Origin of the sequence: Shinella granuli (assembly GCF_004341885.1) — a bacterium.
Taxonomy (GTDB): Bacteria; Pseudomonadota; Alphaproteobacteria; order Rhizobiales; family Rhizobiaceae; genus Shinella; species Shinella granuli.
Genome location: NZ_SLVX01000012.1, coordinates 1 through 14,808, shown reverse-complemented (window position 1 = coordinate 14,808; position 14,808 = coordinate 1). Strand labels below are relative to the sequence as shown.

The window sequence follows — 14,808 nt, the reverse complement described above, 5'->3', positions numbered from 1 at the left end:
TTCCTTCTAATCTTTCGCTATTTTCTCCAGAACGCTGGCCATGCCGAGGGGCTTACGGCTAAGCTCAGCCATTCTGTTGACAACTAAATTTCGAAATAGGTTATAGTTGGCGGAAATACCGCAACTTGAAAAATATCTCTTAAGTATTTCACGCCCCGGAATTTTACTTCTCCATGAATTATCAGAGAAAATACCGTCAAAATCTTTTGAAATCCTTTCCTGCTCCTCCTTTATCCTATCTAGTGTCGCTTCACTCGAAACAACACGTGATATTTTTTCTGAGCTCATCTGTATTATTTCATAAAAAGCTTCAGATATATCAAAAATTTTTGGATCAAAAGAAAGATTTATTGACCGAATCAACAACCCTCCGAGATGAACGCGAAGGCGATGAGTTATCACTCCCGGAAGAACTTCTGCTGCAGATTTTTTTAGCTCATTCAGTACATGCTCAACAGAAAATTTTGGCTTATCAAGCATAGAATTAACTACATAAGAGATAACCTCTTCATCCAATAGATAATTTTCTATATGGTAAACGTCCCAAGAAAACTTTCCGACACCTTCCGCTTGAATATCGACTTCGTCGCTATCCATATCAGTTATGGCGTAAAATTTTGTCGATAGACTTCCCTCTCTATAAGCTCTGCCAAGTATCTCATGCAAAGACGTGACCTTATTTTTATTACTTCCCGAAACAAGGTTGATTCCGCGCAACTCATCAGGAAATAATCTTTGCAACAAGGTCTTATCAAAGTCGGTGTCCCCGCCACCTTCTAAGATTACACATTTTCCACCCGGTCTATAGGCAGCAAGATCACCTACTAAGTCAGCTAGCGCCAACTCCAAATCGCCAGTCGCGCTCATAGATTTAAGTTGAGATTGCTCCACATTCTCGGCGGTTGAAGGCAACATGTGGAAAATGTTGAACCCAGCCTTTCCCATAGCTTCACGAATCAGGCTGTCTGAATGTGTAACAAGCCAAAGCTGATTACTCAGGGTCTCCCCTAAATGCTCCCGGTAGAATTCGGGAAGACCCCGAATTAACCTTGGATTAAGATGAAGCTCCGGTTCATCTAACAAGATTATTGAGTTTGCTGGGGCAGAACTTCTTATTCTTAGATATCCATATAGAATCTCCTTCTCACCGGAACTCAGCTCATCAAGGTCATGAATGCTACCCGACGCCGTTCGAACAGGAAATGAGAGACTCCCATCAGCCGTTGGCTGAGGACCAAGAAACTCTTTGTCTGGGAAGAACGTAGAAAACAGATTTTTTAGAGCCTCTGTCAATGTGTGATCTTGACTACATTTTTCGCTTGAGGCTTTTTCGGAAAGCAATTCCTTTATGTAGTTTCCGGCCATTTCACTTTTAACATTTGCATACTTATTATTGTAATTATAAAGTGCATGCTGGCTGTAATTTTGATTTTGCTGATCCAAATTAAGGTTAATTCCCTGTACTAATTCTCGGCCGTAATGTCTCTGAGCTCCATGAAAATCTACCACCCCGATATGGCGTGGGCGGTAGTTACTGAATGCTAGCTCCAAAAGTATCGAGGGCATCACATCAACGTGTCCACTTTCATCGATACGAATTCCTCCGGTCACAAAACTGCTCTCAACTTCCCTAAGTAGCTCAGGAAGCTTTTCTTCCATCTTCTCGTCAACTTCTGGCTGTCTGTCCCGGAACTGGGTTGAAAAACTCGCCTTTCGATAACCTCCCCACTGAAATGCCTCAGGTAATACCCCATGCCATATAGTTTCCTCCAAAAGTTCTCGGCAATTTTCTAATATATATTCACGCTCTCTATTTCTGAGTTGAAAATCACATTCTATTTCTATTCTTTTATTTGGATTATTAAATAGTCCTTTCAAATTTTTTGCCGGACCATGAAGTTGTATTTGAAACTCCCCAAAAAAATTGCTGCCATTCATTATATTGATAACCCCCGTAAGAGGACTTAAGAAGCCTTATCGCATCAAATATACAAGACTTACCGGAACCATTTTGGCCTGCAATAATAATAGTATCGCCCAGACCATTCATTTTAAGGAGATTTATCCCACGAAAATTTTTTATATCTAGCCGACTTATTCTCACAACTGCCTCCCAGAAAAATATGAAATAATCTCAAATTAATATAACTAGCGCGCGATAGCGCAACCCAAGAGTGAGGAAAGTTACAACCATTTTTCTACAAGCGACTATAACGTTCGTTTTTTGAAGTGCGGCGGCGTGGCGGGGACCCCAATTTTCCCCACCCCCACCCACCCATGCCATACTCCCCTCATCCCGCCGCGGATACACCGCAAGGCGTTGCGGCGAGGCGGGGGCGGCGCTTTTGGCGGGGGACGGACGTAAGCCGTCGCCAAGGGGGCTCGCGGAAAATGGTCTCCCTCCGGCGACACGGGGGAAGCGGCGGGGCGTCGGACCGGCCCTGTCGTTTCAGCCCCGGACGGCGCGTCGGGCGTGCCTGTGCGGCACACAAGGAGGCCGGGCGTGACGGATGCGTCGGCATCGTCCGCCGGAGCGGCGTTTTCCCGGGAAAGGCGTAAAAAACCTTTCCGTCCGGACCGGGCTCAAGGCGAGCCCGCCCGGCGCGCAAAACCGGACAGAACCCGCCCCGGAAACCGGCGGCCAACATTCCTGCGCCCGGCCTTTGCAGAGAGACCCAAGTCGCGGGCAAAAACCGCCGAACGGGGCGCTGAAAGGCGTCATATACAGATTTCTGACCCGGCGACTTCCAGCGCCCCGTCCGAAACCCGATGCGCAGACCCCGGCGTGACCCTTTTCCACGCGCGGCGATGCGGACCTGTGTCCACACGACTTCAAGGCCGGAGCGAGCGCCGGACGCGGCGTCTTTGCGCCCCCGGGCCCGCCTCCCCCATCTCAGAGGAGCCCCGATGCCCAGGACGTACCAGCTTCCCCCGCCCGACCGTCACCTGCTCGCCCGCGCGGCCGAGATGCTGGCCCTGCCGCAGCGCGTCTGCCGCATCCGCGCCTGCCGCCGCCAGGGGCGCTGCGCCTGGTTCTTCCACGACACGCAGGAGCCCTGCTGCCTCGCCAATCTCGACGCGGCGCAGCGCCGCCTGTTCGACGACTTCGTCGCGGTGGCGCGCGATATCAGGGATCTCGGCAATTCCCGGGGCAAGCTCTCCTTCGCCTCGCCCTACCGCGAGACCCGCGCCCTTCAGGATGCCGCGGTGGAGGTCGCCCGCCCGCTCCTAGCGCTCGCCGAGTTCCGCGCCTTCGCCGCCGCGCGGGCGAAAAAGCCGCCGGTGCGATACGAGGGCGGCGAGCCGCCGCTGACGGTTTGAGATGCGCGGCCGGCCTATTCCGCCGCCTCGCCCTTCACCGCGACGGAAAGGGGTTCGAGCGCGACGGCCAGTTCGTAGGAATAGCCTTCCAGCATGGAATAGGCCTGCTCGATGGCCTGGATCTGCCCCTCCGCATTGCGGATCGCCTCGGTGATCGACTGCGAGCGGGCGCGCAGCATGGAGCCGAGAAAATCCGTGCCGGCCTTGCGGCCGAGCCGGTCGATATGCTGGCGCACGCGGTTGCGGTGGCGCTCCAGCTCGAGGATGTGGAAGCGGCTCTTGACGATGTCGTCGGAGAGCTTTCGCCGCATCGCCGCCAGCGGATCGAAGCTGCCGGGCTCGCGCTCGTCGAGGATCACGTCGTTGACCAGCGGCTCGAGCAGCATCAGGCCCTTGAGGTCGCGCGGATCGGCGAGCTGCGGGTCGAAGCCGGTGTCGTCGAAGACCTTGCGGCGCACAGGGTCGCGCAGGAGGTCGTAGCAGGTCTGCAGGCGGGCGAACTGGTCCGCGTCGCCGCCGGAATCGGGGTGCATGCCCTTGGCGGCCTTGCGGTAGGCCGCCTTCACCTGGTTGTCGTCGGCATCGCGCTCTAGTCCGAGCATGGCGTAGGGATCGATCACGCGGCCACCTGTCCGTCTTTAGTACTGCGTCGTCTGTCTAGCAAAGTCTCCGACCCCGAGGGGACGAAATTGTGGTCAGGCCAAGGCGATGCACAGAAAGCGCTACTCCGCCGCCGCGGCCGTCTCGGCTCGCGCCGACAGCACCGCCGCGAAGGCCGCGGCGATCACCTCCGGCCCCGCCCCCGGCTTCGTCGCGTCGGTCGAAAGGACCTGCCGGTATTTTCGCGCGCCTGGAAAACCCTGGAAGAGCCCGATCATGTGCCGCGTCACATGCGCCACCCGGCCGCCCCGGGCGATCACCCCGCCTGCATAGGCCATCATCGCATCCCGCACCGCCTCCCAGTCGTCGGCGGAAAGCGCCTGCGGACGGGCGACAGGACCGGACGGCTCATCGCCTGCCCGAAGCGGATGCGGAAAAAGATCGTCCACGCCCGTCAGGATGCCGCTATCCTGATACGCAGCCCGTCCGAGCATGACGCCGTCCAGCCCCGTCATCTCTTCGAGCGCCTGGTCCAAAGTGTGGAGCCCGCCATTGAGCCCGACGAAAAGGTTGGGGTTCTCCGCCTTCAGCCGGCGCACGAGGCCGTAGTCGAGCGGCGGGATGTCCCGGTTCTCCTTCGGCGAGAGCCCCTGCAGCCAGGCCTTGCGCGCATGGACCCAGACGGCGTCCGTCCCGGCGCGCGTCACGCGCGAGACGAGGTCGCGCAGCGCCACCTCGGGGTCCTGGTCGTCGACGCCGATGCGGCACTTGACGGTGACGGGAATGGCGACCGCCGCCTTCATCGCCGCCACGCAGTCCGCCACGAGCTGCGGCTCGCGCATCAGGCAGGCGCCGAACGTGCCGGATTGCACCCGGTCCGAGGGGCAGCCGACATTGAGGTTGATCTCGGCATAGCCGAACCCCTCGCCGATCCGCGCCGCCTCGGCGAGCTTTGCCGGATCGTTGCCGCCGAGCTGCAGCACGACGGGCTGTTCCACCGCGTCGAAGCCGAGCAGCCGGTCGCGATCGCCGCGCAGGATCGCATCGGCGACGATCATCTCGGTGAAGAGCAGCGCGTTCTTCGTGAGCTGCCGCGCGAAGACACGATAATGCCGGTCGGACCAGTCGATCATCGGCGCGGTGGCGAACACCGGGGTGCTTGATTTTACGGCTTTTTCGTAGAAATTCAAAATCTTAGCGGCCTGAGAATGTTTCCAGTTTTGTCAGCGTTTTTCCGCGTGTTGCACCATTTTTCACTGTCAGGTACAACAATGTCGTACCGATCAGAGGAATGTTGTACCGACATGGGCACGATAAACGCACGGAAACGCAAAGACGGTTCACTTGGTTATACCGCGCAGATCATACGGAAGAAAGACGGGAAGACCGTTTTGCGGGAAGCAAAGACCTTCGATCGGAGACGCGAGGCTGAGGCTTGGATCCGATTTCGCGAGGGCGAGCTCGACAAACCCGGCGCCCTTGAACGCCTTGCCCTCCCCTCGTTCACGCTAGCTCAAGCGATCGACCGGTATGTGCAGGAGAAGAAGGACATCGGTCGGACGAAGGCACAATGTTTGCGATCCGTGAAGCAGTACAACATCGCTGCGATGGAGTGCTCGACAATCAAGGCCAGCGACATCTCCGCGTTCGCGCGGGAGCTTCTCGACGGCGGCAGGCAGCCACAAACAGTCGGCAACTATATCTCTCATGTCTCGGCCGTCTTTAAGGACGCGAAGACGCTATGGGACATACCGCTGGACTATCAGGCGATGCAGGCGGCGAAGTCTGCGCTGTCGCGACAAGAAACGATTTCCAAGTCGGCAAAGCGCGACAGGCGGCCCACCCTTGCCGAGTTGGATGCTCTCATGAGCTTCTTCGTCGAAAGGCAGTCGAGAGCGCACAATTCTGCGCCGATGCACAAGATCATCGCCTTCGCGCTGTTCTCGACACGCCGCCAAGAGGAGATAACTCGTATAAAGTGGGCTGACCTGGATGAGCAGCATAGCCGTGTGCTGGTGCGCGACATGAAGCATCCGGGCCAGAAGAAGGGCAATGACGTTTGGGTGGAGCTTCCGCCGGAAGCACTCCGCATCGCCCTGTCTATGCCGCGGGAGAAGGATCGAATTTTCCCGTACGGCACCGACGCAATCTCGGGCGGCTTTACTCGAGCGTGCCAGTTCCTTGACATCAAGGATCTGCATTTCCACGACCTGAGACACGAGGGCGTGTCGCGCCTCTTTGAGATGGGGCGCACGATCCCCCTCGCCGCCAGCGTCTCCGGCCATCGTTCATGGAATTCCCTGCAGCGCTACACGCACCTCCGCCAGACGGGCGACAAGTATGACAACTGGCCGTGGCTGGATGTGGCGTCTGAAAAAAAATGAAAAAGCCGCTTAGCACTTGACCGAATTCGCCAGCACTAAGTTGATAGAGGGTTGCACGGAAAAAACTGGCTCTCAGTACTACATTAGAGTTGCAGGACACATGACGGAGGGAGAATGACACAGCTTATGACGACCGCGATTGCGGCAGAATATATTAGCAAATCGGCATCATGGCTCAACAAGACGCGGATGACGGGCTCCGGTCCAGTCTACCTGAAGATTGGCGGAGCCGTACGCTACACGAAAGATGAACTCGACCGTTGGCTTTCTGGGACGCGCCGAACTGCGGTCTACGATTTCGCCAATGACAACAATCGTGCCGGTGCGAGGGCTTCCGCATGAACACGGTGAATATGAATGAGCAGTCACTGCACTTCGGCGTTTTCGCAGGTGTCGTTAATTCGGTGATGGACGGGCGGCTTCTCGCATCGGCAGAGTACCACGATCTGCTCAACACGTTAGCTAGTCGGCCGCTATCAGAAACGAAAGTAGCGCGACGTGAGGAAATTCTGGCTGAGGTCGCGTCAAGGTCAACCCCAATGATGTCTGAACTAATGCAGATACTTGTTGCGGATTGGGCAGATCAGGACGCGCATTATGAGAAGTACAGGAACCGTCCTCGTGACCGTTTTGCCACCGTGAGACGCCTGCGTAAGAAAATTGCCGCGAGGGCCGCGTCGCGAGGCACGACTTAACCGCCTAACCACAGGGACCACCATGAAAATCTTATCGCTCCGCCCGGTCCCGCCGGGCGGCAACACTGTTGCGCGCTTCGATCTGGAGACAGACGACGGCATGCGCATTCGTGACCTCAAGCTGGTCGAAGGCCAAGGTGGCTGGCGGGTCTACGGGCCGAAGCACCACGGCCAATCCATAGTTACCTTTCCGCCGGTCGTTGTCGACCGCATCGCATTGGAGGCCCTGCGCCATGTCCGAACCGCAACTTAACCTCGCCGCCCGCCTGCTTTCCAGGGAGCACGTCACGGACACGCTCGAGGCCCGCATCGCCACATACTTGCGTCGCCGCTCCGGCGTAACGCTGTTCGAGATGGCGCGCGATATTCCCGGTTTCTCCGGCAGCGCGCAGTGGGGCAAGTCAGACCAGAACATCATCATCTGGGCCGACATGTCGGAAGCGGCCGTTGCTGCTATGGGCCGCCTTGTCGACTCCGAAGACATCGTGCCGACACCGACAAACTGGCTTGTATACTCGTTTGACGGCGGCGTTCTCGATATGCCGATCGCAGAGGACATTACGCGCCGGTATGCCAAGCCGCACTGGCTTCCGCTGGTCTTCGCAGGCAACCGAGAGGCGGTGTAATGGCTTCATTGAAATCACCGAGGCCGCGTCGTGTTGAGCTCTCTGACTTGGTTATGGAGTTCCAGAGCGCCCTTATCGACCTCGAACGTGGCGGCGGCGAGAAGGTCGACTATGCCGCTGGGATTGCCGCCGCGGCCACTCGGCTCGAAGGCGGGATACAAGATCACGTGGAGCGCCGTGTCGCCTATCGGCTCCGCTTCACCGAGCCGGCAAATGACAACAAGCAGTACCCCGGCATCATCTCCAGCGCGGCCTTCGTCAAGGATTTCGTGCCGCCGGACTATGCTCTCGACGGCGTGTTCCAGTCTCGCTTCTTCTATAGCCTGACTGGTACTACCGGCACGGGAAAGACGGCTGTGCTTTTGTTGCTGGCCGCCGCTACCGCGTTGGGCATGCCAGTCGGCGGCAGGGACGTGAAGCCCGGCCGCGTCTGCTATCTGGCGGGCGAAAATCCCGACGATGTTCAAATGCGCTGGATCGCGGCAGGTCATCATCTTGGCTTCGACCCGGAAGACATCGACGTTCACTTTATGAAAGGCACCACAGATGTTGCGGAAACGATCGAGCTCATCCGCAAGGACGTGGAAGCTCTAGGCGGTGCCAGCCTTGTCATTGTCGATACCAGCGCCGCGTTCTTCTTCGGCGATGACGAGAACTCCAACACAGACGCCGGCCGTCATGCTCGGAACCTACGACAATTGACGACGCTGCCCGGCGAGCCAGCCGTACTGGTTGCCACCCATCCGACCAAGAACGCCAGCAACGACAGCCTGCTACCCCGCGGTGGTGGCGCATTCATTGCCGAGGTGGACGGCAACCTCACGCTGACGAAGTCCGACGGGCTGGTGAAGCTTCATTGGCAAGGCAAACACCGCGGGCCGGATTTCGAGCCGGTGGTTTTCAAGCTGGAATCGGTGACGGCGCCCGCCCTTGTCGATAGCCGCGGCAGACTCGTGCCGACCGTCCTTGCCAAGGACATGTCAGAGAAAGAAGTCGGCGTGGCGAAGCGGCAAGCATTCAGCGACATGGATGCCGTGCTGCTCGAGTTCGATCGCGATGCCACCCAATCTGTTTCAGGAATTGCCGACCGTCTCGGCTGGCGGAACAAGGAGGGCGAGCCAGATCGCAGGCGCGTGCAGACGGCGACGGACAAGCTGAAAACACAGAAGCTCCTGAAGTTCGAAGCGCGGAAATGGAAGCTCACCGATGCAGGTCAGGAAGCGGCTGTCGATGCCAAAGCACGCCGGCACGCAGAGCAGCAAGCGGCCGAATTCGTCGAGCGGATGAGGCGAAAAACCGGCTAAATCGAACTGTACGGTTCGACGGTACAGCACCTTGGTCTCACAAGCCGCCTTCTGGGTGCTGTACCGATTACTGTACCGGCTGTACCGAACCGCGAAAAAAACGCAGAAAACTAAATGAAATCAACCTGTACCGCCGGTACAGGTTTCATTCAAAAACAGTCTTTGTGTGTGGGGGGATTTATCCCCTCACACACTGTACGTACCGATCATATCTTTAGGGCGGTACAGCGGTACAGCGAGACGTTGAAACAACTGAAGAGGACCGCCGCATGATCGCACAGGCCAAGAAGAACCTCCGCCAGGCCATCCCCTCCGCCGCGTTCGGCTCACCGGGATGGGAGGCGATGCAAGCCGCGGTCGGCTGGGTCGACAAGCAGGACGTCGGGGTCTCCAACATCCTCGACCAACTCGGCCTGCTCACAATCGCCCAGCGTTGCCTTGTGGCGGGCGAGACGCTGGAAGAGGTAGGTGCGGAAGGTCCGTACGGCACAACCGCACAGAGGCGCGCGTGGGCGGCTGGTAGGCTAGAGGCGGCGTGCCGGGCTATGCTCTTCGCCGATCAGGTCGTCGAGTTGCAGACCAAGGCAGCGGCAAGGATCGTCTACCTCGAGAAGAAGGTCGAGCTCCTGCGTGCCGAGACAAGGGCGGCGGCAAGGTTCAACACGATCAACGTGCCTTTCCGGGAGAAAGCGCCGGTGCGGGTGGACTGGGCGGGGGAGTGAGCTCCGCAAATTTGCGGAGGTGGCCGATGGAAAGGTGGATATTTATCCACCTTTCTCCCGATCAAGATGCAAATTTGCCTATCCTCGAAATCATTGAGCTTTCCGGCACGGCGTTGATGAAGCGGCGCTTTTGCGTCGGCCACGGGGCCTCAGGTTCCTAATGGGTGAGAGGTACTGCGTTTAAAACGCAGCCTGAAATTGCGCTTTTCGCATTGTTTCATACAGTAGTATGGGGACGGGCTGGCGAATTGTTGAAGCAGATCGAGCCGCAGCAGGGCGCGCACTGGGAGAGTAAGAGGGAGGGCACCCAACCTTCTATTTCCAGAGCAGAGGCGGCCACCGCGGCTGGTATGTCGGAGCGATAACTACCTGATAGAAAAGAGGAAAATTGCGTGAGTGCCACTAACGCGCACTGAACATGGCAACAGGTGAAGACCGAAATTTCGGCACGCTCCAATTCATTGAACAATTCGCCGCCGCGTTAATATTTTCCGGCGAAATGTGCACTTTCCGGCTTTTCGTTCCCCTTATTTATGAGAGGGGCGAACAACCGGCAAATTTGCCTACTTCCGAATTCATTGAGTTTTTCGCCTCGGCGTTAATGTTTTCCGGCGGAATAGCCGCAAAACGCGATCTCGCGGGGAGTATCTATGAGAGGGTAGCAAACGTTCCCATAGTGAACGGCTTCCCCCTCCTCTGATTTCCTTGCCCTTTCCGGCGCGGCGTTCATGAAACGCGCGTTTTGCATCCTCGATTGCCCTCAGGATGGGTGAGAGTGGAGAGAACACCTAGCAATTCCCCAATCGACGCCGCTGTCTTCATCCTTCGGCGCGATCAGCCGTGTGCGCGGTGTCTCGCAGCACCGGCCAGTTTCCAAGCATTGCGGCCGCCCAGCATCGGCTGCGATCGGCTCGGCGCGCCGCGCTCCATCGGCGGCGTCGGGCACCCATCCAGACCACGGCCTTCGGGCCGTGGTCTTTTCTTAGCCCATCATCTTTCAACAACTAACCGACTGGAGGCTGCTATGGCCAACCCTTCACCGCCTTCTGGCGGTTGCTTCACCGTTCCTGCGTGGTGGACGAAGCCCACGTTCAACCTTTCCGAGGTGTCGCAATTCCTCGGGATGCCGATCAGCACCGTCAGCTACTGGCTGACCCTGGCTCGCGCGGCTGGCCTCGAGGTCGGCGATCACAGCGGCAATCGCACAAGCTACTCTTGCCATACCGTGTTCGCCCTGTCGCTTCTGGCGAAGCTGCGTATCCGGCGCGTTCGGATCAATGCCGATGTCGTCGTCGCCGCGTTCGGCTTTGCGGGCCTTCCCGGTCCAAGGCCGGTTCCCTGCAATGGTGACTGGGTGGTCTTCGATGACGATGCCAGCCTGACCGTGCCAGCCTGGCTTTGCTGGACGGCAGTGAGGGCATGGGCAACTAAGACGCATGGTACTGCTCATGCTTAACCGCCTTCGCAATCTCTTCTCCGGCACGCGCTCCTTTGACGGCGCGTCTACCGGCCGCCGAGGTACGGCCTTCGGCCGCATGCCCTCACAACCGAAAGCCCAGCTTGCAAGCCGGTTCGAACTTGCCGCCCGCGCTAGGTACATTGCCAGCAACAATGCCGTGGCGGCTGCTGCGGTTGACGCATGGGTGAGCGCCTTGGTGGGCAGCGGCGTGAAGCCTCAGAGCAAGCACAAGTCGGTGCGCATTCGCGGGCGGCTCAACCTTGGCTTTGAGGCGTGGACGGACCGCGCCGACGCGGATCAGCTTTCGGACCTCTATGGCTTGCAGGTCGTCATGGCCAAGCGGACCGTGATTGACGGCGAAGCGTTCTGCCTCTTCCTCAACGAAGGCAATGACCTGACGGTCAGGCTCCTGGACCCGGAGCAAATCGCTTCGGACATGACGCGGGACCTGCCGGAAGGCGGGCGCATTGTTTCGGGCATTGAGTTCGACTCGCGCGGCAGGAGGGTTGCCTACCACGTCCGGCGGGAGACGGTGACCACCACCTTTCAATACAAGGTGGACCGCATCCCGGCGAGCGACATTTGCCACATGTTCAGGGTTGACACGCCCGGTCAGGTAAGGGGCATCACATGGTTCGCCCCGGTCCTATCCCGCATCGCCCACCTTGATACGTGGATTGACGCCCAACTCACCAAGCAGGCCGCCGCCGCAATGCTGGTCGGGGTGGTTACCCCCGGTGAGCATGCCGACAAGGAATGGGAGGGCGAGGCTCTTGGCGACAGCTTAGAACCCGGCACAGTCAAGGTTGCCCCCGTCGGTTCGGACGGCATCACCTTCAGCAATCCCCCGTCCGTTGGTATGGACGCCATTGAATTCGGGCGAATTGTCGAGCGTGAAATCGCCGCCGGCATGGGGCTTCCCGCCTGGCAGGTAACGCAAGACCTTTCGGCGGCAAACTATGGAAGTCAGAGGGGTTCGCTCATTGAGTTCCGCCGCCGCGTTGAGCAGCTTCAGCACGGCATGGTTGTCTTCATGTTCCTCCGCCCGCTGTGGAACCGGTGGGTTGCCACCGAAATCATGACGGGCCGGATCAAAGGCGACCAGACCGAGCTTTCCGCCGCCAAATGGATCACCCCCAAGACGGCGTGGATCGATCCGAAGAAGGACGCGGAAGCCGAACTTTTGGCAATCGCTGGCGGCATCATGAGCCGGCGCGAAGCCGTGACCTCAAGAGGGGTAGATATTGAAGCCCTTGATGAGGAAATCGCCGCGGACAACGAAAGGGCGGCCCGGCTCGGCCTGACCTTCCAGACCGTCGCGGCCAACAACAACCAGCAGCCCGAAGCCGCCGAAGCGGCATAACACCAGGAGGCAACATGCCGAAGAAAAACGCCGCCCCGCCGGGCGACGAACAATCCCGCACGCTCGAAGATACCCGCAACCGCGCGGCGGGAAGCCTGACCAGTTTCAACGCCGAAGCCCGGACCGTGGACGTGATCCTCGCCACGGACACCCCGGTCCGCGTTCGGACTTGGGAGGGCACCTACGACGAAATCCTCGCCATCACCCCGGCGGCGATTGACACGTCGCGCATGGATTCCCTTGCTCTTCTGGATAGTCATGACCGCTACGGCGGCCTCGCCTCCAGGCTTGGCGGCATCGTTCCGGGCTCGCTTCGCTTTGAAGGCGGCAAGGCCATTGTGACGGCGAAAATCAGCCGAAACGAACGCGGCCAAGCACTCTTTGATGACCTGTCAGACGGCCATGTCCTGCCCGCTTCGGTGAGCTTCAGGCCGCTCGAGCAGAAGCGCACCGAAGCCGCTCCCGGCGGCGTGGCCACGGTCAATGTCACGCGATGGGCTCCTCTTGAACTGAGCATCGTCTCAGTGCCGGCTGACCCCAAAGCCTCTACCCGCTCCGAGCAGGAGCACACCTCCATTGAAGGACCCAAAATGACCCGTAAGGAAATCAACGACCAGATCCGCAACATTGCCGAAATCGCCGGCCTCGACCGTGCATGGGCAGATGAGCAGATTGACAATGAGACGGACGTGGAAGTCGCCCGCGCCGCCGCCTTCGAAGCAATGAAGGCTCGCGGCACCACGGCCGCCACCATCCGCGCCCCGCATAACTCCACCACGCTGGACAATCCGGAAGTGCGCCGCCGCGCCATCTCCGAGGCCGTCTATGCCCGCACCACGGCCGGCGCACAGGTCAGTGACCCGGCCCGCCAGTTCGTTGGCATGACCGCGCTGGAGGTTGCCCGCGAATGCCTCCGCCATGCCGGCGAGAACGTCATCGGTCTGACTCCCTCCGCCCTTGTGGAACGTGCGCTTTCCACCTCCGATTTCCCCATCATCATGGGTGATGCGGTAGGCCGCACGCTTCGCGAAGCCTATAGCGCCGCCCCGTCCGGTCTGAAGCTGGTTGCCCGGCAGACCACCGCGCCGGACTTCCGCATGAAACACCGCATTCAGGTCTCCGAGGCTCCCCGCCTTGAGAAGGTGAACGAAGCCGGCGAGTTCAAGCACGGTTCGCTGGCGGAAGCGAAGGAGAGCTACAAGCTCACCACCTACGGCAAGATCATCTCCCTGACCCGTCAGGCGATTATCGGGGATGATCTGGGCGCCTTCGCGGACCTCGCCCGCCGCATGGGTCAGGCCGCCGCCGCAACCGAAGCGCAGCTTCTTGTCGATCTCCTTGTCCAGGGGAGCGGTGTTGGTCCTACCCTTTCGGATGGTTCCGCCCTGTTCCACGCCGCCAACCACAAGAACTACGTCGCGTCCGGCGCGGCCCTTGCTCTTGATACCCTTGGCGCGGCCCGCCTCGCCATGCGCAAGCAGACCGGCCTGACCGGCGAGCTTATCTCGGTTGAGCCGAAGTACCTTGTGGTGCCGCCGGACCTTGAGACCAAGGCCGACCAGCTCATGACCCAGATCACGGCGACCAAGGCCGAGGATACCAACGTCCTTGCCGGCAAGTTCTCCGTGGTGGTTGAGCCGCGTCTCACCGACGCCGCCCGCTGGTATGTCGTCGCGGACATCGCCTCTTGTGACGGCCTTGAATACGCCTATCTGGCCGGCGAGGAAGGCGTCCAGATCGAGACCAAGGCAGGCTTCGAAGTGGACGGCGTTTCGGTCAAAGCCCGCGTAGACTTCGGTGCCGGCTTTGTCGACTACCGCTCCTGGTACGCGGCGAAGGGCTAACCATGGCCACGGTCGCCGAACTCTTGGCGCAGCGGGCGGACCTTGTGTCCGCTCGCAATTCCGGCGCACTCCGGACCACCTTCAAGTCTGGAGGGACCGAGCGCACCACCGAATATAAGTCGGACGCGGAAATGGCGGCAGCCTTGTCAGCCCTTGATGATGAAATCGCGCGCCTCTCCGGCACGCGCAAGTCCAGCTTCCGACTCTCTCTCTCCAAAGGATATAGAGGTGGCTCGGTTTGTCTGAACAGCTTCGGGCGTTTCGCTAAGTGGATTTCCGCCTCGATTATGCCGCCACCATCATTGGTGTCAGCGCGTTGAAGTAGGCCTGATCCGGCGTCCGCCGGTCAAGGGATGAATGTGGGCGTCTGGTGTTGTAGAAGTTCAGATATCGGCCGATGCCAGCGCGTGCCTCGGACACAGTCTTGTAGGCATGGAGGTAGACTTCCTCGTATTTGATCGAACGCCAGAGCCGCTCGACGAAGACATTG

At 59.0% G+C, this 14,808-nt stretch carries 17 protein-coding genes; 12 read left to right on the top strand and 5 right to left on the bottom strand.

Going from position 1 to position 14,808, the window contains the following annotated elements; all coding sequences use genetic code 11:
• Positions 1-6: 6 nt before the first annotated feature.
• Positions 7-1,938 (bottom strand): AAA family ATPase, encoded by a 1,932-nt coding sequence (locus EV665_RS18390; protein ID WP_133035207.1) that lies wholly within the window; start codon positions 1,936-1,938, stop codon positions 7-9.
• Positions 1,862-2,104, bottom strand: coding sequence for an AAA family ATPase (locus tag EV665_RS33285; RefSeq protein WP_162853097.1), 243 nt, complete (start codon positions 2,102-2,104; stop codon positions 1,862-1,864). Before EV665_RS33285 ends, EV665_RS18390 begins: the two co-directional genes overlap by 77 nt.
• 803 nt (positions 2,105-2,907) lie before the next feature.
• Between EV665_RS33285 and EV665_RS18380 the strand changes: the two genes are divergently transcribed.
• On the top strand, positions 2,908-3,321 hold the full coding sequence (locus tag EV665_RS18380; RefSeq protein WP_133035206.1) for a hypothetical protein: 414 nt from the start codon (positions 2,908-2,910) through the stop codon (positions 3,319-3,321).
• Positions 3,322-3,335: 14 nt separating this feature from the next.
• Here EV665_RS18380 and EV665_RS18375 read toward each other — a convergent pair whose 3' ends face one another.
• Both EV665_RS18375 and dusA read right to left on the bottom strand, forming a co-directional pair.
• Positions 3,336-3,923 (bottom strand): J domain-containing protein, encoded by a 588-nt coding sequence (locus tag EV665_RS18375; protein ID WP_133035306.1) that lies wholly within the window; start codon positions 3,921-3,923, stop codon positions 3,336-3,338.
• A gap of 120 nt (positions 3,924-4,043) precedes the next feature.
• Positions 4,044-5,054 (bottom strand): tRNA dihydrouridine(20/20a) synthase DusA, encoded by a 1,011-nt coding sequence (gene dusA, locus EV665_RS18370; RefSeq protein WP_133035305.1) that lies wholly within the window; start codon positions 5,052-5,054, stop codon positions 4,044-4,046.
• A gap of 171 nt (positions 5,055-5,225) precedes the next feature.
• On the opposite strand from dusA, the gene EV665_RS18365 reads away from it, so the two are divergent.
• From EV665_RS18365 to EV665_RS33280, 11 genes are all read left to right on the top strand, one after another.
• Positions 5,226-6,305, top strand: a complete 1,080-nt coding sequence (locus EV665_RS18365; protein ID WP_133035205.1) for a tyrosine-type recombinase/integrase — start codon at positions 5,226-5,228, stop codon at positions 6,303-6,305.
• A 114-nt stretch (positions 6,306-6,419) separates the two neighbouring features.
• On the top strand, positions 6,420-6,647 hold the full coding sequence (locus EV665_RS18360; protein WP_133035204.1) for a helix-turn-helix transcriptional regulator: 228 nt from the start codon (positions 6,420-6,422) through the stop codon (positions 6,645-6,647).
• On the top strand, positions 6,644-7,000 hold the full coding sequence (locus tag EV665_RS18355; protein ID WP_133035203.1) for a hypothetical protein: 357 nt from the start codon (positions 6,644-6,646) through the stop codon (positions 6,998-7,000). The genes EV665_RS18360 and EV665_RS18355 overlap by 4 nt, the downstream gene beginning before the upstream one ends.
• A 22-nt stretch (positions 7,001-7,022) precedes the next feature.
• Positions 7,023-7,253 carry a hypothetical protein gene (locus EV665_RS18350; RefSeq protein WP_133035202.1) on the top strand — a complete coding sequence of 77 codons (231 nt, stop codon included), beginning with the start codon at positions 7,023-7,025 and terminating at the stop codon, positions 7,251-7,253.
• Positions 7,234-7,626 (top strand): hypothetical protein, encoded by a 393-nt coding sequence (locus tag EV665_RS18345; RefSeq protein ID WP_133035201.1) that lies wholly within the window; start codon positions 7,234-7,236, stop codon positions 7,624-7,626. The genes EV665_RS18350 and EV665_RS18345 overlap by 20 nt, the downstream gene beginning before the upstream one ends.
• Positions 7,626-8,930 (top strand): AAA family ATPase, encoded by a 1,305-nt coding sequence (locus EV665_RS18340; protein WP_133035200.1) that lies wholly within the window; start codon positions 7,626-7,628, stop codon positions 8,928-8,930. Before EV665_RS18345 ends, EV665_RS18340 begins: the two co-directional genes overlap by 1 nt.
• Positions 8,931-9,199: 269 nt before the next feature.
• Positions 9,200-9,652 (top strand): hypothetical protein, encoded by a 453-nt coding sequence (locus EV665_RS18335; RefSeq protein ID WP_133035199.1) that lies wholly within the window; start codon positions 9,200-9,202, stop codon positions 9,650-9,652.
• A gap of 1,024 nt (positions 9,653-10,676) precedes the next feature.
• Positions 10,677-11,108: a hypothetical protein gene (locus EV665_RS18330; RefSeq protein ID WP_133035198.1), complete on the top strand. Its 432-nt coding sequence runs from the start codon at positions 10,677-10,679 to the stop codon at positions 11,106-11,108.
• Positions 11,089-12,474 carry a phage portal protein gene (locus EV665_RS18325; protein ID WP_133035197.1) on the top strand — a complete coding sequence of 462 codons (1,386 nt, stop codon included), beginning with the start codon at positions 11,089-11,091 and terminating at the stop codon, positions 12,472-12,474. Before EV665_RS18330 ends, EV665_RS18325 begins: the two co-directional genes overlap by 20 nt.
• Positions 12,475-12,488: 14 nt before the next feature.
• On the top strand, positions 12,489-14,318 hold the full coding sequence (locus EV665_RS18320) for a prohead protease/major capsid protein fusion protein (RefSeq protein ID WP_133035196.1): 1,830 nt from the start codon (positions 12,489-12,491) through the stop codon (positions 14,316-14,318).
• Between the two features lie 2 nt (positions 14,319-14,320).
• Complete coding sequence (locus tag EV665_RS33280; RefSeq protein WP_345483499.1) at positions 14,321-14,638, top strand: phage head-tail joining protein; 318 nt, start codon at positions 14,321-14,323, stop codon at positions 14,636-14,638.
• On the opposite strand, the gene EV665_RS18310 is transcribed toward EV665_RS33280, so the two are convergent.
• On the bottom strand, positions 14,604-14,808 hold a 205-nt coding region (locus EV665_RS18310), incomplete at its 5' end, for an integrase core domain-containing protein (RefSeq protein ID WP_133035195.1). The genes EV665_RS33280 and EV665_RS18310 overlap by 35 nt on opposite strands.

What these genes read in the sequence shown, in the direction of transcription:
- EV665_RS18390 (WP_133035207.1), bottom strand. Translation starts at nt 1,938, where the DNA reads ATGAATGGCAGCAATTTTTTTGGGGAGTTTCAAATACAACTTCATGGT.
- EV665_RS18380 (WP_133035206.1), top strand. Translation starts at nt 2,908, where the DNA reads ATGCCCAGGACGTACCAGCTTCCCCCGCCCGACCGTCACCTGCTCGCC.
- EV665_RS18375 (WP_133035306.1), bottom strand. Translation starts at nt 3,923, where the DNA reads ATGCTCGGACTAGAGCGCGATGCCGACGACAACCAGGTGAAGGCGGCC.
- dusA (WP_133035305.1), bottom strand. Translation starts at nt 5,054, where the DNA reads ATGATCGACTGGTCCGACCGGCATTATCGTGTCTTCGCGCGGCAGCTC.
- EV665_RS18365 (WP_133035205.1), top strand. Translation starts at nt 5,226, where the DNA reads ATGGGCACGATAAACGCACGGAAACGCAAAGACGGTTCACTTGGTTAT.
- EV665_RS18360 (WP_133035204.1), top strand. Translation starts at nt 6,420, where the DNA reads ATGACACAGCTTATGACGACCGCGATTGCGGCAGAATATATTAGCAAA.
- EV665_RS18355 (WP_133035203.1), top strand. Translation starts at nt 6,644, where the DNA reads ATGAACACGGTGAATATGAATGAGCAGTCACTGCACTTCGGCGTTTTC.
- EV665_RS18350 (WP_133035202.1), top strand. Translation starts at nt 7,023, where the DNA reads ATGAAAATCTTATCGCTCCGCCCGGTCCCGCCGGGCGGCAACACTGTT.
- EV665_RS18345 (WP_133035201.1), top strand. Translation starts at nt 7,234, where the DNA reads ATGTCCGAACCGCAACTTAACCTCGCCGCCCGCCTGCTTTCCAGGGAG.
- EV665_RS18340 (WP_133035200.1), top strand. Translation starts at nt 7,626, where the DNA reads ATGGCTTCATTGAAATCACCGAGGCCGCGTCGTGTTGAGCTCTCTGAC.
- EV665_RS18335 (WP_133035199.1), top strand. Translation starts at nt 9,200, where the DNA reads ATGATCGCACAGGCCAAGAAGAACCTCCGCCAGGCCATCCCCTCCGCC.
- EV665_RS18330 (WP_133035198.1), top strand. Translation starts at nt 10,677, where the DNA reads ATGGCCAACCCTTCACCGCCTTCTGGCGGTTGCTTCACCGTTCCTGCG.
- EV665_RS18325 (WP_133035197.1), top strand. Translation starts at nt 11,089, where the DNA reads ATGGTACTGCTCATGCTTAACCGCCTTCGCAATCTCTTCTCCGGCACG.
- EV665_RS18320 (WP_133035196.1), top strand. Translation starts at nt 12,489, where the DNA reads ATGCCGAAGAAAAACGCCGCCCCGCCGGGCGACGAACAATCCCGCACG.
- EV665_RS33280 (WP_345483499.1), top strand. Translation starts at nt 14,321, where the DNA reads ATGGCCACGGTCGCCGAACTCTTGGCGCAGCGGGCGGACCTTGTGTCC.